General features: G+C 72.5%; 20 protein-coding genes and 1 pseudogene. 8 read left to right on the plus strand and 13 right to left on the minus strand.

Annotated features, from left to right (window positions below; all coding sequences use genetic code 11):
* Nucleotides 1-2 precede the first annotated feature (2 nt).
* Both DI272_RS06135 and DI272_RS06140 read right to left on the minus strand, forming a co-directional pair.
* The gene (locus tag DI272_RS06135; RefSeq protein ID WP_109494149.1) at nt 3-872 is read right to left on the minus strand and encodes a hypothetical protein; all 870 of its coding nucleotides are present in this window, start codon (nt 870-872) and stop codon (nt 3-5) included.
* 99 nt (nt 873-971) lie between these two features.
* Complete coding sequence (locus DI272_RS06140) at nt 972-1,931, minus strand: GlxA family transcriptional regulator (protein ID WP_109494151.1); 960 nt, start codon at nt 1,929-1,931, stop codon at nt 972-974.
* Between the two features lie 71 nt (nt 1,932-2,002).
* On the opposite strand from DI272_RS06140, the gene DI272_RS06145 reads away from it, so the two are divergent.
* The 3 genes and pseudogenes from DI272_RS06145 to DI272_RS06155 all read left to right on the plus strand — a co-directional run bounded on the left by DI272_RS06145 (nt 2,003) and on the right by DI272_RS06155 (nt 3,878).
* Nucleotides 2,003-2,953: an NADP-dependent oxidoreductase gene (locus tag DI272_RS06145; protein ID WP_181387102.1), complete on the plus strand. Its 951-nt coding sequence runs from the start codon at nt 2,003-2,005 to the stop codon at nt 2,951-2,953.
* A gap of 139 nt (nt 2,954-3,092) precedes the next feature.
* Nucleotides 3,093-3,290 (plus strand): annotated as a pseudogene (locus DI272_RS06150) (MarR family transcriptional regulator); the annotation flags it as partial.
* Nucleotides 3,291-3,497: 207 nt separating this feature from the next.
* Nucleotides 3,498-3,878, plus strand: coding sequence for an anti-sigma factor antagonist (locus tag DI272_RS06155; protein ID WP_109494155.1), 381 nt, complete (start codon nt 3,498-3,500; stop codon nt 3,876-3,878).
* A 6-nt stretch (nt 3,879-3,884) separates the two neighbouring features.
* On the opposite strand, the gene tuf is transcribed toward DI272_RS06155, so the two are convergent.
* Together tuf and DI272_RS06165 are read right to left on the minus strand one after the other, a co-directional pair.
* Nucleotides 3,885-5,078 carry an elongation factor Tu gene (gene tuf / locus DI272_RS06160; RefSeq protein WP_109494157.1) on the minus strand — a complete coding sequence of 398 codons (1,194 nt, stop codon included), beginning with the start codon at nt 5,076-5,078 and terminating at the stop codon, nt 3,885-3,887.
* Nucleotides 5,079-5,138: 60 nt separating this feature from the next.
* Nucleotides 5,139-6,092, minus strand: a complete 954-nt coding sequence (locus tag DI272_RS06165) for a ribose-phosphate pyrophosphokinase (protein WP_109494159.1) — start codon at nt 6,090-6,092, stop codon at nt 5,139-5,141.
* A gap of 199 nt (nt 6,093-6,291) precedes the next feature.
* Between DI272_RS06165 and otr(A) the strand changes: the two genes are divergently transcribed.
* On the plus strand, nt 6,292-8,148 hold the full coding sequence (gene otr(A) / locus DI272_RS06170; protein WP_109494161.1) for a tetracycline resistance ribosomal protection protein Otr(A): 1,857 nt from the start codon (nt 6,292-6,294) through the stop codon (nt 8,146-8,148).
* 54 nt (nt 8,149-8,202) lie between these two features.
* Here otr(A) and DI272_RS06175 read toward each other — a convergent pair whose 3' ends face one another.
* Nucleotides 8,203-9,393, minus strand: coding sequence for a cytochrome P450 (locus tag DI272_RS06175; RefSeq protein WP_109494163.1), 1,191 nt, complete (start codon nt 9,391-9,393; stop codon nt 8,203-8,205).
* A 143-nt stretch (nt 9,394-9,536) separates the two neighbouring features.
* Here DI272_RS06175 and DI272_RS06180 point away from each other — a divergent pair, with 143 nt between their 5' ends.
* Nucleotides 9,537-10,199, plus strand: coding sequence for a DUF4230 domain-containing protein (locus DI272_RS06180; protein ID WP_109494164.1), 663 nt, complete (start codon nt 9,537-9,539; stop codon nt 10,197-10,199).
* Nucleotides 10,200-10,218: 19 nt separating this feature from the next.
* Here the strand turns inward: DI272_RS06180 and DI272_RS06185 are convergent, their stop codons facing one another.
* The 6 genes from DI272_RS06185 to DI272_RS06210 are packed head-to-tail and all read right to left on the minus strand — an operon-like array spanning nt 10,219 to nt 13,941.
* Nucleotides 10,219-11,973 carry a complex I subunit 5 family protein gene (locus DI272_RS06185; protein WP_109494166.1) on the minus strand — a complete coding sequence of 585 codons (1,755 nt, stop codon included), beginning with the start codon at nt 11,971-11,973 and terminating at the stop codon, nt 10,219-10,221.
* The gene (locus DI272_RS06190) at nt 11,973-12,320 is read right to left on the minus strand and encodes a sodium:proton antiporter (protein WP_109494168.1); all 348 of its coding nucleotides are present in this window, start codon (nt 12,318-12,320) and stop codon (nt 11,973-11,975) included. Before DI272_RS06190 ends, DI272_RS06185 begins: the two co-directional genes overlap by 1 nt.
* Nucleotides 12,320-13,060, minus strand: a complete 741-nt coding sequence (gene mbhE / locus DI272_RS06195; protein ID WP_109494170.1) for a hydrogen gas-evolving membrane-bound hydrogenase subunit E — start codon at nt 13,058-13,060, stop codon at nt 12,320-12,322. Before mbhE ends, DI272_RS06190 begins: the two co-directional genes overlap by 1 nt.
* Nucleotides 13,057-13,317, minus strand: a complete 261-nt coding sequence (locus DI272_RS06200; RefSeq protein WP_109494172.1) for a hydrogenase subunit MbhD domain-containing protein — start codon at nt 13,315-13,317, stop codon at nt 13,057-13,059. The genes mbhE and DI272_RS06200 overlap by 4 nt, the downstream gene beginning before the upstream one ends.
* Nucleotides 13,310-13,762 carry a monovalent cation/H+ antiporter complex subunit F gene (locus DI272_RS06205; protein WP_109494174.1) on the minus strand — a complete coding sequence of 151 codons (453 nt, stop codon included), beginning with the start codon at nt 13,760-13,762 and terminating at the stop codon, nt 13,310-13,312. Before DI272_RS06205 ends, DI272_RS06200 begins: the two co-directional genes overlap by 8 nt.
* Nucleotides 13,759-13,941 (minus strand): hypothetical protein, encoded by a 183-nt coding sequence (locus DI272_RS06210; protein WP_109494176.1) that lies wholly within the window; start codon nt 13,939-13,941, stop codon nt 13,759-13,761. The genes DI272_RS06205 and DI272_RS06210 overlap by 4 nt, the downstream gene beginning before the upstream one ends.
* A gap of 219 nt (nt 13,942-14,160) precedes the next feature.
* On the opposite strand from DI272_RS06210, the gene DI272_RS06215 reads away from it, so the two are divergent.
* On the plus strand, nt 14,161-14,718 hold the full coding sequence (locus DI272_RS06215; RefSeq protein ID WP_109494177.1) for a VanZ family protein: 558 nt from the start codon (nt 14,161-14,163) through the stop codon (nt 14,716-14,718).
* 3 nt (nt 14,719-14,721) lie between these two features.
* Here the strand turns inward: DI272_RS06215 and DI272_RS06220 are convergent, their stop codons facing one another.
* Nucleotides 14,722-15,495, minus strand: a complete 774-nt coding sequence (locus DI272_RS06220) for a sulfite exporter TauE/SafE family protein (protein ID WP_109494179.1) — start codon at nt 15,493-15,495, stop codon at nt 14,722-14,724.
* 187 nt (nt 15,496-15,682) lie between these two features.
* On the opposite strand from DI272_RS06220, the gene DI272_RS06225 reads away from it, so the two are divergent.
* Entirely contained in the window at nt 15,683-16,912 is a 1,230-nt protein-coding gene (locus tag DI272_RS06225) for a glycoside hydrolase family 16 protein (protein WP_109494181.1), read from the plus strand.
* Between the two features lie 16 nt (nt 16,913-16,928).
* Here DI272_RS06225 and DI272_RS06230 read toward each other — a convergent pair whose 3' ends face one another.
* Nucleotides 16,929-17,165, minus strand: a complete 237-nt coding sequence (locus tag DI272_RS06230) for a hypothetical protein (RefSeq protein ID WP_109494183.1) — start codon at nt 17,163-17,165, stop codon at nt 16,929-16,931.
* A 65-nt stretch (nt 17,166-17,230) separates the two neighbouring features.
* Between DI272_RS06230 and DI272_RS06235 the strand changes: the two genes are divergently transcribed.
* Nucleotides 17,231-18,271 (plus strand): PHP domain-containing protein, encoded by a 1,041-nt coding sequence (locus DI272_RS06235; protein ID WP_109494185.1) that lies wholly within the window; start codon nt 17,231-17,233, stop codon nt 18,269-18,271.
* Nucleotides 18,272-18,308 lie beyond the last annotated feature (37 nt).

An 18,308-nucleotide genomic window follows, 5' to 3' on the forward strand; every position in this document is an offset into this window, starting at 1 on the left:
GGTCACCGGCAGAGGTGGTCCTTCTTCACCATCGGCCAGGCCTCCACGCCGTCGGACGTGCGGACGTACGCCGTGCCCTCGTCCTTCGTGAGCCACAACGCCCAGTCGCGCAGCCGGTATCCGGTGTCGTGGGCGTCGGCGGGCATCGTGACGTCTCCGTCGTACGTGCCCAGGAGCATGTCGGTGCCGAGGACGCCGTGCGGATCGCGGGCGTAGAGCTTGCTGTCCCTGCCCTCGCCGGTGCCCAGGAAGTGCGCGTCCTGCCAGTCGCAGTGCGCGGAGCCGGCCGAGCTGTTGATGACGGTGAGCGGTACGCGCCGGCCGTTCCGGTCCGTCCAGACCTCGTACTCCTGGGAGTCGGTGAAGCTCGGGTCGAACTCGGCGGGATCGCACGAGGCGCTGGTCTCCGGCCCCCAACCGGGCCTGTTCTTGCGGTCCTTGGCGACGATCACCGCCACCTTGGTCCGGCCGTCGACGTCGTACGAGAACAGCACGCGGCCGTCCTCCTCGCGCTCCACCCGGTAGCCCTCCCGCGGCACGCCGGGCTGCTCGATGTCGAAGTACGCCCTGAGCCCGTCCTCCGGTGTCCCGCCGCCGTCGCCCTCGCTCCACGGCTCGCTGCCACCCGCGGTGTCGATCTTCCAGTCGCACTCCAGGGCGCGGGCCGCGGCACCGGTGTTCACGAGTTCGGACCGGTCGTCCTTCTCCTCGTCCCATGCCTTGCCGGGGATGTACAGCGGACCGCTGTAGGGCGTGGGCGGGGCCGTGCCCGCGACGACCAGGTCCGCCCCGTCCTCGGTCCCGCACCCCACGGCCGCCACCGCCACCAGCGCCGTCAGTGCCGTCAGTCCCACGAATCGTCCTCTGTGCATCCCCACCCCTGTTCACCGGCCGTCGTTCCGGTCCTTCGACGCGGCAGGGGCGGGAAACGTTCGCCGCGGCTCACGGCGGGGGGCGACGACCGTGCGGGCTCAGCGGGCGGCCGCCTGGAACGTCCGCCGGTAGGCCTGCGGCGACACCCCGATCGCCGCGTGCAGATGCTGGCGCAGCGAGGCGCCGGTGGCGAAGCCGACCCGGCCCGCGATCTGGTCCACGGACAGGTCGCTGGACTCCAGCAGGTGCCGGGCCCGCGCCACACGCTGCTGGATCAGCCAGCGGCCGGGGCTGAGGCCGACCTCGTCGTGGAAGCGGCGGGCGAAGGTGCGCAGGCTCATCCGGGCGTGCGTGGCGAGATCGGTCAGCGTCAGGGGCTCGTCGAGCCGGGTCAGGGCCCACTCGCGGGTGGCGGCGGTGCTCGCCGCCCCGGGCTGCGGCACGGGCTGCTCGATGTACTGGGCCTGGCCGCCGTCCCGGAAGGGCGGCACGACGCAGCGTCGGGCCACCGCGTTCGCCACCTCGCTCCCGTGGTCGGTGCGGACGATGTGCAGGCACACGTCCACGCCGGAGGCCGCGCCGGCCGAGGTGAGGATGCGGCCGTCGTGGACGAACAGCACGTCCGGATCCAGGTCGACGTCCGGGTGCAGTCGCCGGAACGCCTCGGTCACCTGCCAGTGGGTGGTGGCCCTGCGGCCCTTGAGCAGGCCCGCCGCGGCGAGCACGAAGGCCGCGGTGCAGATCGACACGATGCGGGCGTCCGGGCGGATGAGCGCGAGCGCGGCGGCGACCTCGGGGGGCAGTTCAGCGGGGATGTGCGCGGGCGCCATGGACGCGACCACCACGGTGTCCGCCGTGGCCAGGATCTCCGGACCGTGCTCGACCCCGATCGTGAAGTCCGCGTTGCTGTGCACCGGACGTCCGTCGACGCTGCACGTCAGCACTTCGTAGTGCCCGTCGGCCGCGCCGAAGATCCGGCTGGGGATGCCCAGCTCGAAGGGGTAGACGCCCTCCAGGGCCAGGACCACGACTCGTTCGACCCGCCGCTCCGCTTGCATGGCACGATTCTATCGAAGCTTGGCAATCATGCCATTTTCCGGGGAGGCGGCCCCCGGCAGGCTGGACGACCATGAGCACTGTGAAGACGATGCGAGCCATCAGCCAGGACGTTCTCGGCGGTCCCGAGGTCCTGAAGGAGATCGAGGCGGAGCGGCCGGAGCCGCGCACCAACGAGGTACTGGTCCGGGTCCGGGCCGCCGGGGTCAACCCCACCGACTGGAAGCACCGCGCCACCGGCGGCTTCCTGGGCGAACCGCCCTTCGTGCTGGGCTGGGACGTCTCCGGCGTGGTCGAGGCCGTCGGCATCGGTGTGGCCCGGTTCAAGCCCGGCGACGAGGTGTTCGGCATGCTGTCGTACCCGTTCGGCCACGGTTCGCACGCCGAGTACGTCACCGGCCCGGCGCGCTGGTTCGCGCACAAGCCGGCCGCGCTCGACCACACCGAGGCGGGCGCGCTGCCGCTGGTCTCGCTGACCGCGTGGCAGGCGCTGGTGGAGTACGCCGACGTGCAGCCCGGACAGCGGGTGCTGATCCACGCGGCGGCCGGCGGAGTCGGGCATGTGGCGGTGCAGATCGCCAAGGCGCGGGGCGCGTATGTGATCGGCACGGCGAGCGCGGGCAAGCACGAGTTCCTGCGCGGGCTCGGCGCGGACGAGGCGATCGACTACCGGGAGACGGACTTCGCCGAGGCGGTCAAGGACGTGGACGTCGTGCTGGACACCCTCGGCGGGGACACGTCCGTGCGCTCGTTGCGGGTGCTGCGGCCGGGCGGGATCGTGGTGTCGATCCTGCCGGTCGGCTCGGGCGAGTTCTTCGAGGAGGCCGAGCGGCTCGGCGTCCGGGCGCTGCGCATGCTGGTCGACGCCTCCCACAGCGGGCTGACGGCGATCACCGAGCTGGTCGAGGCGGGGAAGCTGCGCCCCACCGTCGCCGGCACCTTCCCGCTGGCCGACGCCGCCGACGCGCACGCGCTCGGCGACACCGGCCGGACCACGGGGAAGCTGGTCCTGACGGTCGACTGAGGCGGGCCGGCCGCGTCAGAAGGTCAGGACCGGCTGGATCGCCTTGCCGGCTTCCATGTCCCGCACCGCCCGGTCGATGTCCGCGAACGCGTAGGTGCTGACCGGGCGGTGCAGCGGCAGCCAGGTCGCGCAGTACGCCGGGCTGGTGCGGCGGGAGCGCAGTCCGCGCGACCGCCGGGAGCTGCTGATGCTGCTGAACGACGCCGGGCGCGAGCTGCTCGCCCGGCACGAGGAGCCGGTCCGGGAGCTGGAGGAGCGGATGGTCCGGGACCTCACCGCGCACCAGACCGAGCAGTTCCGGAAGGCCCTGTCCCGGGCCCGGCACGCCCTGTCATGAGGCTGGTCCGGAATTCGAAGACATATGTCAATCGAACATGCTCAAATTCACTCCATCGAGGGTAACTTGCAGGGCGGGGAAAGAAGTTGCACTCGCTCCGGGCACGGTGACACGGCGGCAGTTCGTACGCTCGCCGCACGATGTCACCCCAGCCCCCGGTGACCTGCACCCCGTCCCTTGTCGGGCCCGGATGGAGGCGATGTCGTCGTGCAGCAGGAATCTGCGCCGGTCGGTCGGCACCTGCGCGTCCGCCAGGCCCGGGGTCACACCGTGCTGGAGTTCCACGGCGAGATCGACATCGCGGCCGCCCTGGAGATCGTCCCGCACCTGGACCGGGCGACCGGGCGCCAAGGCTCCCGGGTCGTGATCGACCTGCGGGGGATCGAGTTCTTCGACTGCTCCGGCCTGCGGCTGCTGTACCGCGCCCGCAGCCGGGTGCTCGACCACGGCGGGCAGCTGCACCTGGTCTGCGCGCACCCTCTGACCCTGCGCATCCTGCGGGTCACCGGACTGCACCGGCTGTTACCGCCCCACGCGACGCTGGACGCGGCCCTGGAACACTCCGAGGCCGCGTCCGGGTCGCTGTGACCGCGCCTATTTCAGGATCTTGGTGACCTGCCCCGCGCCGACGGTCCGCCCGCCCTCACGGATGGCGAACTTCAGCCCCTCCTCCATGGCGACGGGCTGGATCAGCTGCACGTTCATGGTCGTGTTGTCGCCGGGCATGACCATCTCGGTGCCCTTGGGCAGCGTCACCACACCGGTGACGTCGGTGGTGCGGAAATAGAACTGCGGGCGGTAGTTGTCGAAGAACGGCGTGTGCCGGCCGCCCTCGTCCTTGGACAGGATGTACGCGCGCGCCTCGAAGTCCTTGTGCGGGGTCACCGAGCCCGGCTGGATCACGACCTGCCCGCGTTCGACGTCCTCCCGTTTGATGCCGCGCAGCAGCAGTCCCACGTTCTCCCCGGCCCGCCCCTCGTCGAGGAGCTTGCGGAACATCTCGATGCCGGTGACCGTGGTCTTCGTCTTCTGCTCGTGGATGCCGATGATCTCGACCTCCTTGTTGACGTGCAGCACACCGCGCTCGATCCGGCCGGTGACCACCGTGCCGCGGCCGGTGATCGTGAAGACGTCCTCGATCGGCATCAGGAACGGCTTGTCCACGTCGCGCTGCGGCTCGGGGACGGCCGTGTCGACGGCGTCGAGCAGCTCCAGCACCGACTGCGTCCACCGCTCGTCGCCCTCCAGGGCCCTGAGCGCGGACACCCTGACCACGGGCACGTCGTCGCCGGGGAACTCGTACTCGGTGAGCAGCTCGCGCACCTCCAGCTCGACGAGCTCCAGGATCTCCTCGTCGTCGACCATGTCGGTCTTGTTGAGAGCCACGACGATGTACGGCACCCCCACCTGCCGGGCGAGCAGGACGTGTTCCTTGGTCTGCGGCATCGGCCCGTCGGTGGCGGCCACGACGAGGATCGCGCCGTCCATCTGGGCCGCGCCGGTGATCATGTTCTTGATGTAGTCCGCGTGGCCGGGGCAGTCCACGTGCGCGTAGTGCCGGCGCTCGGTCTGGTACTCGACGTGGGCGATCGAGATGGTGATGCCGCGCTGCCGCTCCTCGGGCGCCTTGTCGATCTGGTCGAAGGGCGTGAACGGGTTCAGGTCGGGAAACCTGTCGTGCAGCACCTTCGTGATGGCCGCGGTGAGCGTCGTCTTGCCGTGGTCGATGTGACCGATGGTGCCGATGTTCACATGCGGCTTGGTCCGCTCGAACTTCGCCTTCGCCACTGGGGCCTCCAGGTCACCTGAGTGATGCCGGGCCGTCCACGGCCCGGCTACCTCTCATGTCTATTCGCTCCGTGGCGCGTCGAACAGGGCGCTGACGGACTCGCCGTTGTGAATGCGGCGCACGGCCTCGGCGAGGGCCGGGGCGATGGACAGGATGCGCAGCTTGTCGGTCCGCTCCGCCTCGGGCACCGGCACGGTGTTGGTGCACACGATCTCCAGCACGTCCGGCTGCTCCCCGATCCGCTTGAGCGCGCCGCCCGCGAACAGCCCGTGGGTGCACGCGACCCGGATCGAGCGGGGCTCCAACTCCCTGAGCCGGTCCAGGAGTTCGAGCACGGTACTGCCCTTGGCGATCTCGTCGTCCAGCACGATGACGTCCCGGCCCGTCACCTCGCCGATGACGTCGCTGATGCTGACCCGGTCGTCGGCGAACCGCTGCTTGGCCCCGGCCGCGACCTGCGCGCCGATGAGCCGCGCGAACGCCGCGGCCTCCTTGGCGTTGCCGAGGTCCGGGGAGACGACGGTGGTGCGCGAGAGGTCGTACTGCTGGAAGTGCGCGGCCAGTTCCCGCAGCGCGTGCAGATGGTCGACGGGGACCGAGAAGAAGCCGTGCACCTGCGGCGAGTGCAGTGTCATGGCCAGGACCCGGCTCGCGCCGGCCGACACCATCAGGTCGGCGACGAGACGGCCGCCGAGCGAGATGCGGGGTGCGTCCTTCTTGTCGGAGCGGGCGTAGGAATAGTGCGGCATGACGACGGTGATCCGCCGGGCGGAGGCGCCGCGGGCCGCGTCGCACATCAGGAGCAGCTCGACGAGGTGCTCCTGGACGGGCTTGACCAGCGGCTGGACCAGAAAGACGTCCCGCTCCCGGCAGTTGGCCTGGAGCTGCACCTCCAGGCAGTCGTTGGCGAACCGGCTGACCCGGGTGGGGCTGAGCGGCACGCCGAGATGCGCGCAGACCTCCGCCGCCAGCTCGGGGTGGGCACTACCGCTGAACACGGCGATGTCTCGCACGATCCGCTCCTCGCATGATCATCTCGGGCTGCCGCCCCTCATGCTACTGACCAGGGAAATTCGCTTGCGCGCCGCCCGTACCGCCCGGCCATGATGGTGCCGTCCGTGTTCCCTCACGTCAGGATGACCCGCATGCGCCGACTCCTCGGAATCCCCCAGCCCTTCCCCAGGCCCACGGTTCTCGAGGACTCGACTCAGCATGCACACCCTGAACATCGGAATTCTGGCCCACGTCGACGCCGGTAAGACCAGCCTCACCGAGCGGCTGCTGTTCGACCACGGCGCGATCGACCGGCTCGGCAGCGTCGACGCCGGTGACACCCGGACGGACGACGGGGCGATCGAGCGGCAGCGCGGCATCACCATCCGCTCGGCGGTCGCCGCGTTCACCGTCGGCGACACCCAGGTCAACCTCATCGACACCCCGGGGCACTCCGACTTCATCGCCGAGGTCGAGCGCGCCCTCGCCGTGCTGGACGGCGCGGTCCTGGTGCTCTCCGCCGTGGAGGGCGTCCAGGCGCAGACCCGCGTCCTCATGCGGACCCTGCGCCGGCTGCGGCTGCCCACGCTCGTGTTCGTCAACAAGGTCGACCGGGCGGGCGCCCGCGCGGAGGGTCTGCTCGCCGACGTCCGGCGCCTGCTCACGCCGCATGTCGCCGCGCTCACCACCGTCGAGGCGCTCGGCACCCCGCAGGCCCGGGTGACCCCCCTGCCGGTCGATTCCCTGGCCGAACCGCTGGCCGACGTCGACCAGGACATCCTGGCGGCGGTCGTCGACGGTCCCGCGCCCACCCCGGACGATCTGCGCAAGGCGCTCGCGGCACGCACCGCCGACGGCTCCTTCCACCCGGTGTGCTTCGGCTCCGCCCTCGGCGGCCAGGGCGTGGACGCCCTCGTGGACAGCCTGGTCCGGCTCGTCCCGCCGGCACCCCCGGCCGAGGGCGTCACGCCTCGCGGCACGGTATTCGCCGTCCGGCCCGGCCCGGGCGGCGAACGCACGGCCTATCTGCGGCTGTACGGCGGCGAGGTGACGGAACGTCAAAGGCTCACGCTGCTGCGGCGCGACGCCGACGGCCGGACCGTCAAGGTCGCGGGCCGGGTGACGCGCCTCGACGTGATCGGCGGCGGTGGCCCGCTCACCGCGGGGAACATCGCGGCGGTCACCGGCCTCGCGGGCGTCCGCGTGGGCGACCGGCTCGGTGAACTCGCCGTGGGAGAAGCCCAGTTCGCCCCTCCGACACTGGAGACCGTCGTCTCCGCCCGGCGCCCCGGGCAGGCGGCCCGGCTCCGCTCCGCACTGCTCGCCCTGGCCGACCAGGACCCGCTGATCCACGCCCGTCCGGCGGCCGACGGCACCACCGCCCTGCTCCTCTACGGCGAGGTCCAGCTGGAGGTGCTCGCGGCGACCCTCGTCCAGGACTTCGGCATCGAGGCGGAGTTCACGCCGGGCCGGGTGCGGTTCCTGGAGCGCCCCCGCGGGGTCGGTGAGGCCTGGCTGGAGCGGCCCTGGCTCGACGGCACCCGATTCTGGGCCACGATCGGGCTGCGGGTGGAGCCGGGCGGGCGCGGTTCCGGCGGGGTGTTCACGTACGAGACCGAACTCGGCGCCCTCCCCCGGGCCTTCCACCAGGCCATCGAGGACACCGTGCACACGAGCATGCGCACCGGCCTGTGCGGCGCGGCCGTGACGGACTACCGGGTCACCCTGATCCGCTCCGGTTTCGTCGCCCCGCTCAGCACGGCCGGGGACTTCCGCGGGCTCACCCCGTACGTGCTGCGCCGCGCCCTGGAGCGGGCACGGACCCGGCTCTACGAGCCGTACCACGCCTTCGAGACGGAGGTCCCGCTCGACGCGCTGGCCCCGGTGACCGCGCAACTCGCCGCCTTGGGAGCCGAGTTCACCGGCACCACCGGTGGCGGCACGGCATGGGTGATCACCGGGGAACTGCCGGCCCGGCGGGTGCGCGAGATGGAACTGCGGCTGCCGGGGCTCACGCACGGGGAGGGGGTGTGGTGGTCCCGCACCTCGGGGGACCGTGAACTGCGGGCCCACTGAGCCGCGTCCTCGGCGCGACCGCGACCGCGGCCCCGGCCGCGCCGCCCCACGTGGTCACCACGACACCGGCAGCCGCAGCGGACTGCGGGTCATCTGGCCCACCCGCCACTCGATGGTCTCGGGCGTGAACTCGGCCCGCAGCTCCGGGAAGCGGGCGGCGAGATGGTGCAGGGCGAGTTCGAGTTCCAGGCGGGCGAGCCAGGCACCGAGGCAGTGGTGGGGTCCGGCGCCGAAGGCGATGCCGGGCGAGGTGAGGGGCGCGGACAGGTCGGGCGGGCCGGACGGGAAGACGTCGGGGTCGCGGCCGGCGGAGTTGGTCTGCACGGCGACCACGCTCCCCGCGGGGATCGTCACCCCGCCGACCTCGGCATCGGCGACCGCGCGCCGGATCAGCCCGGGCAGCACCCGCCCCTCACTGAGCGGGACGGTGCGCAGCAACTGCTCGGCCGCCGTCACCGCCGCTTCCTCGTCGCGGGCGAGCAGCGGCCAGCCGTCGTGCCCGTCGGTGAGAAGGTAGACGACGGCGTTGCCGAGGGCGCTCATGGTGGTCTCGTGCCCGGCCACCACCAGTCCCATGGTCAGGGCGATCAACTGCTGTTCCCCGATGCCGAGTTCGTCGCCGGCTGCGACCAGTCCGCTGACCAGGTCGTCGCCCGGCTCCGTGCGCCGCTGGGCGATCAGCCCGGCGGCGAAGGCGCCGAACTCCGTCATCGCCGCCACCACCTCCTCGGCCGTGTGGGCGCCCCCGGACAGGGCGTGGTCGGCCCAGTGCCGGATGCGGTCGCGGTCCAGGTGGTCGAGTCCCATCAGCCGGCAGATCACGGAGACGGGCAACGGCCGGGTGAACCCCTCGATGATGTCGGCGGGTCGGGGCCGCTCGGCGAAGTCGTCGAGCAGCGAGGCCACCACGGACCCCACCCAGGGCCGCCAGCGGGCGATGGCCCGTGGTGTGAACGCCCGCTGCACGGTGCCGCGCAGCCGCTGGTGGGCGGGCCCGTCCTGGTTGAGCAGCCCGTCGGGGTCGTCGAGCAGATTCGGTACGACGAGCAGCGGCGGGGCGTTCTCCGCGTGCAGCGACCGCCGGTCGAACCGCGGGTCCATGAGCACCTGCCGCACCTCGGCGTACCGGGTGACGAGCCACACCGGGGTACCGGTGGCGAGGGTGACGAGCCGGGGCGGCCCGGGCTCGGGAAGGCTGATGCGGTGCATGGGACGTAACGGCCGGGACGTGCTTTCTGCACTCATCCGGTTCTCCAGAAGCGCCGTTCGGGACGGCCTTCCACGCTAGTGCGCCGCCGCTGCCTCCGTCAGGGGCGCCAATCGGCCAACGGCCCGGTCTGCCAAGGGCTTTGGGGGGCATTCGTTGAAGGAGGAAGGAGGGCCGTCGCATGACGACTCCCATCAGGCGCATGTCCAAGCGCATGCCCGGCTGGGCGAAGTTCGTGAGCGCCGTCGTTCTGGTGCTCGTCGTGTTCTTCGCCGGAATCCGGCTGAGTCTGCTCCCGGGGCTCAAGGAGCTGTTCGGCACCGAGACCCATGACCGGTCGGGGCCCGCTCTGCTCCAGTCCATCCAGGACCTCAGCCGTTACGACGCCGCCTCCGGCAACTTCCAGGTCGTCGTGGACCTGGAGAAGGACGCCAAGTACCTGCCCGACGCGATCCGCGGCACCCGCACCCTGTACGTCGGGGCGGGCACCGTCGACGCCTATGTCGACCTCGGCAAGGTGGGCGAGGACGACGTCACGGTCAACGAGGACCGTACGTCCGCCACGCTGGTGCTGCCGCACGCCAGGCTGGGCAAGCCCGCCCTCGACGCCGACCGCTCCTACGCGGTGTCGAAGCAGCGGGGCCTCCTGGACCGCCTGGGCGACCTGTTCTCGGACAACCCCAACGGTGAGCAGGCCGTGCAGAAGCTCGCGGTCGAGCACATCGGTGACGCGGCGAAGGACAGCGCGCTGACCGGGCGTGCCGAGAAGAACACCACGGACATGCTCGAAGGTCTGCTGCGCTCCCTGGGCTTCGAGGAGGTGAGGGTCACGTACCAGGCCTGACCACACCTGCGTGCCCGGTTCAGAAGGCCGAGATCCCGGGCAGGGCGAGCGCGCCGAGCAGCGTGGCGCCGACCAGCAGCCAGGCCACGTAGTCCCCGATGTGCCCGGACTGGAGCCGGCGCAGCGCCAGCGCCCGGTCCGGGGCGGCAAGCAGGTGCGGGCGGGTGACCGCCACACCGGCGAGGCCCGCCGCCAGCAGGGTCGAGGTGATCCCCAGCAGGACGCCCGGCAGGGTCCAGTGCACCGGGGGCACCACGAACCCGCCGGACCCGGCTTCGTTCACGGCGTGGGTGACCACGTCGGCGAAGCCGGGCGCCACGCCCACCGCGAGCGATCCGGCGAGCAGCAGCGCGGGGACCGCGGTCATCGTGCCGGGAACCCGGCGCAGCCGCTGCCCGGTCTCGGGCTCCTCCCCGGAGCCGGTCGTCTCGTAGCCGCCGCCGTCCGACGGCCTGGGCCCGAGGCCGAGGAAGACGCGGGCGGCGACGCGCAGCACGGCACCGGCCGTGACGGCGACGTACAGCACGGTGAGGGGGCCGCCCGCGGCCTCCTCGGTGAGGGCCTTGCCGAGTGCCGTGCCGAAGGGCGGCAGTCCGGCGAGTCCGAGGGCGCCCAGGGTGAACAGCACGGCGACTCCGCGCAGGGGGCGGGCCCTGCCGTGCAGGGCGTGCTCGTCGACGCTGCCGTAGCGGTCGAGGAGGATGCCGGTGCAGGCGAACAGGGCGGCCTTCACTCCGGCGTGGCCGAGCAGGTAGAGGGCGATCCCGTCGTCCGCCTCGGGGGTGAGGAGGCCGATGCCGACGAGGAACAGGCCGGTGTGGGCGACGGTCGAACAGGCGAGCAGGCGTTTGATGTGGCGCTGGTACCAGCACATGACGGCGCCGACGGCGGCCGTGAGCACGCCGAGCACGACGAGCAGCCGTTGCAGGTCGCCGGCCGGGACGCCGCCGGGCCCGGCGAACACGGTGCCGTACACCCGCCAGACGCCGTAGGTGCCGAGTTCGACCATCACGCCGGACAGCAGCATGCACACCGGGGTGGGGGCGACGGCGTGGGCGTCGGGGAGCCAGAAGTGGAAGGGGACGGCGGCGGCCTTCACCAGCAGCCCGGTCAGGACGAGGACGAAGGCGCCGAGGACGAGCGCGTCGGGCGGCCCGTGCGCGTCCAGGCCCCGCCCGATCCGGGTCATCGCCAGCTCCCCGGTACGGGCGTAGAGCAGCCCGATGCCCATCAGCAAGGCGTACCCGGCGAGGGAGGTGACGACGGCGAAGGTGAGGGCACCCTGCACCGCCTTGGCCTCCTCCACCCGGTGGCCGGTGAGGGCGTAGGCGCACACGCTCATCAGCTCGAACCACACGAAGGCGTTGAACAGGTCGCCCGCGAGCGCGAATCCGCACATGCCCGCCTGAAAGAGCAGCATCAGCGCGGGGAAGGAACCCGCGTGCCTGCGGGGCGGTTCGTCGAAGTAGTGCCAGGAGTACGCGAGGGCGGCGAGGGTCAGCAGCGAGGCGAGCGCGGCCATGCCGAGCCCCGGCCCGTCGCCGACGAGGACGATGCCCACGCTCGCGCCGTTCACGGGAATCCAGCCGCCCACCCACTCGACCATGGGCGGCGAGGAGTCGAGCAGCAGCACGAGGGCGAGGGCGGCCGTGCCCGCCGACACCGCGCAGCCGGTGGTCTCGGCGGCGACGCGGGGCAGCCGGCGGCCCCCGGCGACCAGCAGGGCGGCCCCGAGCAGGGGGACGGCGACGAGGAGCGGCAGCAGGTCGTTCATCAGCCGCGCAGCTCCGAGAGTTCGTCGGGGTCGAGCGTGCCGTGCCGCTTGGAGACCTGGACGACGAGCGCGAGCAGCAGGGCGGTGACGGTGGCGCCGACCACGACGTCGGTCAGGGTCAGCGCCTGCACGACGGGGTCGACGACCGGCCGGGAGCCGGGTTTCACGTCGGAGAACACGGGCGCGGTCGCGTCGTCGCGGTAGCCGACGGCCAGCAGCAGGACGTATGTGGCGGCCTGGCACACGGACAGACAGCCGACGGCGTGGATCAGATTGCGGCTGGTGGCGAGGCCGTAGCAGCCGGCCAGGAAGATCCACGCGGCGACGAGGTACGGCAGGACGCCCATCAGGTGCCCGCTCCCTTCTCGATCTCGACGGCCTGGTCCAGGAAGCGGGCGAGCAGCACCACCACCGCGCAGGCGACCTCCATGCCGACGGCCGCGTTCAGCAGCGGGACGGTGCCGCCGGAGGAGAGCGTGTCGAACGTGCCGTACGGCAGGAGCGTGTCGGCCAGGAAGGCGGTGCCGCCGATGAGGCCCGCGAGGCCGGTGACGAGGTAGGCGCAGACGGCGAGCGCGTCGCCGACCTCGTACAGGCCGACCGGGCGGATGCGTTCCAGGGCGCGGTAGTCGGCGCCCAGGTAGAGCAGGTGCAGGGAGGTCGCGGCGACGACGCCGCCCTGGAAGCCGCCGCCGGGGCTGAGCTGGCCGTGGGCGACGACGTAGAGGCCGGTGAGCAGGGCGACGGGCAGCGCGACGAGGGCGTAGCGGCGGACCGGGAGGGCCACCGGCTCGGGCTCGGGGCGGGCGCGGTGTTCGTCGCGGGTCTGGCGCAGCAGGACCACACAGCCGAGGACGGCCGCGAAGAGGATGGTCATCTCGCCGAGGGTGTCGAAGGCCCGCTGGTCGAAGTTGACGGAGGCGACCGTGTTGGCGGTGTGCCGGGCGAGGGACTCCCGCACGGCGCGGTCGCCGTACGGGTGCCGGTCGCCGCCGAAGGCCGGCAGGTCGAGACAGGCGGCCACGAGGAGGGCGGCGAGGCCGCCACCGCCGACGGCCACGAGCCACAGCCGAAGGCGCCGGCTCACTCCTGGCGTCCCTTGTCCTGGGCCCGCCGTCTGACCTTGCGGACCGTGAGCAGCAGCAACAGCGGTGTGAGGGCGGAGCCCACGGCGAGTTGAGACAGCCCCACGTCCGGCGCCTGGAGCACGGTGAACAGCACGGCGAGGACGACGCCGAGGACGGCCAGGACGAGGGCCTGGCGCACCGGGTCGCGGACCACGACGGCCGTGGTGGCGGTGGCGGCGACCAGCAGCAGGACGACGACGATCACGGTGTCAGCCACGGCCGGCCCCGCGGAATCCGCCGGACAGGGCGCGGGAGGCGACGACGTTGCCGCCGATCAGCAGCACCCCGGTCACCAGGAGCTTCACCAGGGCGCGGCTCGGCCCGGTGGCCACGCACACGGCACCCACGACGAGGGCGCCGAACCCGGCGGCGGCCCAGGTCACGGCCCAGGCGCGGGGCGGGTCGTCGGCCAGCTCGGCGGCGAGCAGCCGGGCGAAGACGAGGGTGCCGACCGGGCCGAGCAGCGCGAGCACCAGGGCGAGATCGACGTACGACGGTCGGGTGCAGCCCTGCGCCAGCAGCAGGAGGGCCGGGCAGGCCAGCGCGGTCGACATGTTCTGGGCCACCACCCGGCGGCGCAGCGGACCGGTGGCGACGCCCCACAGGGCGGTGCCGAGGCCGGCGCCGAGCGTGCCGGTCGCGGCGAGGATCCAGCCGTTCACCGTGCGCTCACCACCCTCCGGGCGGCGGTGGCCGCGAGGGCCGCCACGCCCGCGGCGCTCGCGCCGACCACGAGCTCCAGGGTGTCCACCGTGCTGACGAGGACCAGCCACAGGGCGGCGAGCGCGCACCACCAGGCCAGGGTCTCGGCCGCGATGAGGAGGGTCGTCCGCCGGTTCATGCGCCACCTCCTCACCACTTGCCGGACACGGCTTTCGCGCCATCCAAACACCGGCCCGGGGACGGGTGGTGGCGGCGCGCGCGGGTCTCAGCCCGGAGTGCCCCGCCCGTACGAAGGGAAACCGCGGGCCCCCGCGGCCGGACCGGGCGGCGCCGCATTCTCGGCGGGTTCGCGGGTAATCGCCTTACGACGCAGGGAAGTTGAAGACTGGAGGACCGCATGGCCCGTGCCGCCTTACGTCCGCGTTCCGCGTTCCGCCTGCGCACCACCAGGCCCGGCAAGGCCGACAGGGCCGGGCCCGACCGGGTCGAGCCCACCCCGGAGCGGCGGCGCGGTCCCCTCGCCGTCCTCCGCCGGCTGGTGGCGATGATGGCCGCGTTCGCCTTCATGGTGGCGTTCGCGGTCGTGCTGGCCCGGCTGACCCTGGAGCCGTCGCCCGCGTCGGAGGCGCTGACGCACACCAATCTGCACCCGGGCCGCTCCCTGCGGGCCTACCTCGACCAGCCGGAGCTGCGGGACGCCGTCAAACAGATCGGCGGCAACCTGCTGCTGGGGGTGCCCTTCGGCGTGCTGGTCCCGGTGCTCGCGCCGCGGACCCGTGGGGTGCTGCGCGTGCTGCTGCTGACGGCCGTCGTCATGCTGCTGGTGGAGTTCGCGCAGGGCGCGCTGATCACGGGGCGGGCCTTCGACATCGACGACGTCATCCTCAACACCACGGGGGCGCTGATCGGTTATCTGCTGCTGGGGCGGCGGTTGAGCCGGGCGGTGCACCGCTGAGGGTCAGCGTGCCGACAGCTGGACGACGGCCACGGTGCCGATCACCACGATGAGCGTGCGCAGGACCGCCGGGCGCAACCGGCGGCCCGCCGCGGCACCGATCCGACCGCCGGCCGCGGAACCGACCGCGAGCAGCGCGACGGCCGTCCAGTCGAAGTCGGCGGCGAAGAGGAAGAAGAGCGCGGCGACGGTGTTCACGAGGGCGACGAGGACGTTCTTGACGGCGTTGAGGCGTTGCAGGCCGTCGTCGAGGCGCAGGCCCATGAGGGAGACGTAGACGATCCCCTGGGCGGCGGAGAAGTAGCCGCCGTAGACGCTCGCGAGCGCCAGTCCGACGAGCAGGGACGGGCCGCCGTCGGCACGGGCGGAGGCCCGGCCGGTGCGGGCGCGGCGGTCGCGCAGCCGTCGGCCGATCAGGGGCTGGAGGGCGACCAGCACGAGCGCGAGCCCCACCAGGACGGGGACGATCGTCTCGAACGCCGCCGCGGGCAGGACCAGCAGCAGCGTGGCCCCTGTCAGGCCGCCGAGCACGGCACCGGCGCTCCACTTGAGGACGCGTCCGCGCTGTCCCGCGAGTTCCCTGCGGTACCCGACGGCGGCGCTGACCGAGCCGGGGACCAGGCCGAGGGCGTTGGACACGGTCGCGGTGACCGGGGAGAGGCCGGTCGCGAGCAGCACCGGGAAGCTGATCAGCGTGCCCGAGCCGACGGCGGCGTTGACGGCACCGGCGCCGACGCCCGCGGCGAGGACGGCGAGTATCTCTGGAAGGCCTTCCATGCGGGCGATCTTAGGAACCGGATGCTTCGGCGGTGACCGAAGCGTCTGCGCGCACGAAACCGGCACGCCCGACTCCTGGTCTGCACCAGGGTATTGACGGCTCCTTATCTCACTTCTTAAATCAAGAGGCGACGCCTTCACCCCCCACCTCAGTCGGCGCATCAGCCGCCGTACGGAAGGGAGAGCCGTGGCACCCCCACGCCTGCTCCGGAAGTGCCTGTTCGCCGCCCTGTCCGCCGTCCTCGTGGCCTCCGCCGCGACCGGCTCCGCGCAAGCGGAGCAACCCGCCGCGGCCGCCGCGGCCGTGGCCTTCTCCGACACCTTCGACGGTCCCGCCGGGGCCTCCGTGGACACCTCCAAGTGGCAGATCGAGACCGGCGACAACGTCAACAACCACGAACGGCAGTACTACACGGCGGGCACCCGGAACGCGGCGCTGGACGGCCAGGGCCACCTGGTCATCACGGCCCGCCGCGAGAACCCCGCCGACTACCAGTGCTGGTACGGCACCTGCCAGTACACCTCGGCGCGCCTGAACACCTCGGGGAAGTTCACCGCGCAGTACGGGCACGTCGAGGCGCGGATGAAGATCCCGCGCGGACAGGGCATGTGGCCTGCGTTCTGGATGCTCGGCACGCCCGTGAACTGGCCGGACTCGGGCGAGATCGACGTCATGGAGAACGTCGGCTTCGAGCCCGCCACCGTGCACGGCACGATCCACGGCCCCGGCTACTCCGGCTCGGGCGGCATCGGCGCGGCCTACACCCTGCCGGGCGGCCAGGCCTTCGCGGACGCCTTCCACACCTTCGCCGTCGACTGGGCGCCGGACTCGATCACCTGGTCCGTGGACGGGAACGTCTACCAGCGGCGCACCCCGGCCGACCTGGGTGGGCGCACCTGGGTGTTCAACAAGCCGTTCTTCCTGATCCTGAACCTCGCGGTCGGCGGCTACTGGCCCGGCGACCCCGACGGTTCCACCGTCTTCCCGCAGCAACTGGTGGTGGACCACGTCTCGGTGACGACCGGCGACACGGCCGCCGGCGTCGCGATCAAGGGGCTCGCCGGCAAGTGCGTCGACGTCGCCGGGGCGAACCCCGCGAACGGCACCCCCGTACAGCTCTACGACTGCAACGGCACCGCCGCCCAGCAGTGGACCGTGGGCACCGACGGCACCCTCCGCGCGCTCGGCAAGTGCCTGGACGTGACCGGCGGCAGCACCGCGGACGGCACGGCGGTGCAGCTCTACGACTGCAACGGCACCGGCGCCCAGCGATGGACCGTCACCGCCGCGCACGACATCGTCAACCCGCAGGCCGACAAGTGCCTGGACGTGACCGGCAACAGCTCGGCCAACGGCACCCGGCTGCAGATCTGGACCTGCACGGGCGGCGCCAACCAGAAGTGGACCGTCGGCTGAGCCCTGCGGCCCGTCCCTAGTGCAGCTTCCAGGTGAACTTGTCGCCGCCCACCCAGCGCACCACGTCCGGGTCGTCCAGGTCGTGGACCGTGATGCCGAACGCGGCGGCGGCCTCCAGGACGTCGGTGACGGTCTTCGCCTCACCGACCACTTCTCCGTCGATCTCCACGATGCGGAACGGCGGCGTACCGGGCTGGACGCCGAGCACCAGGATCCGCGGGTGGGAGATGTGCGGACTCGCGACTTCGGTCATGCAATAGAGCGTAGAACGCATTTCGGACGGGGGAACCCTGGAAGGGACGCCGCGGAGGTGGTGGCATGGAGCCGGTACAGGCATTGGATCGGATCGCCTTCCTGCTGGAACGGTCCCTCGCGCCCTCGTACCGGGTGCGCGCCTTCCGTACGGCCGCCCGGGTGCTGGCGGGGCTGCCGGAGGCCGAGCTGCGCCGGCGGGCCGCCGCCGGCACGCTGGAGGAGCTGAAGGGGGTCGGCCCGAAGACCGCGCAGGTGGCGCGCGAGGCGCTGGCAGGCGGGATGCCGGGCTATCTGGAGAAGCTGGAGGGCGAGGCGGCGACGCGGCCGGCCGTCCGGGGCGGCGGGGAGCTGCGGGCGCTGCTGCGCGGGGACTGCCATCTGCATTCGGACTGGTCGGACGGGGGCAGCCCGATCGAGGAGATGGGCCGGACCGCGGCGGAGCTCGGGCACGAGTGGGCGGTACTGACCGACCACTCCCCCCGTCTCACCGTCGCCCGCGGCCTCTCCCCCGAGCGGCTGCGCGAGCAACTGGACGTGGTGGCGGAGCTGAACGCGACCTGGGCGCCGTTCCGGCTGCTCACCGGCATCGAGTGCGACATCCTCGACGACGGCGCGCTCGACCAGGAGGAGGAACTGCTGGAGCGGCTCGACGTCGTGGTCGTCTCCGTGCACTCCAAGCTGCGCATGGACGCCCGCTCGATGACCCGCCGGATGGTGGCCGCCGTACGCAATCCGCACGCCGACGTCCTCGGGCACTGCACCGGGCGGCTGGTCACCGGGCGCGGGCGGCCGGAGTCGGAGTTCGACGCGGACGACGTGTTCGGCGCGTGCGCGGAGTCCGGCACGGCCGTGGAGATCAACAGCCGGCCCGAGCGGCTCGACCCGCCGCGGCGGCTGCTGCGCCGGGCCGTGGCCGCGGGCACGCTCTTCTCGATCGACACCGACGCGCACGCGCCGGGCCAGCTCGACTGGCAGCTCCTCGGCTGCGCCCGCGCCGAGGAGTGCGGGGTGCCCGCCGAGCGGGTGGTCACCACCTGGTCGCTGGACGAACTGCTCGCCTGGACCCGGGAGCGCCGTACGCCCTCCCGAGTGACCGGCACGTGACGTGGTACTCGACCGGTGGGCGCGAGAAGGACGGGCA

Origin of the sequence: Streptomyces sp. Act143 (genome assembly GCF_003143935.1) — a bacterium.
Lineage (GTDB): Bacteria > Actinomycetota > Actinomycetes > Streptomycetales > Streptomycetaceae > Streptomyces.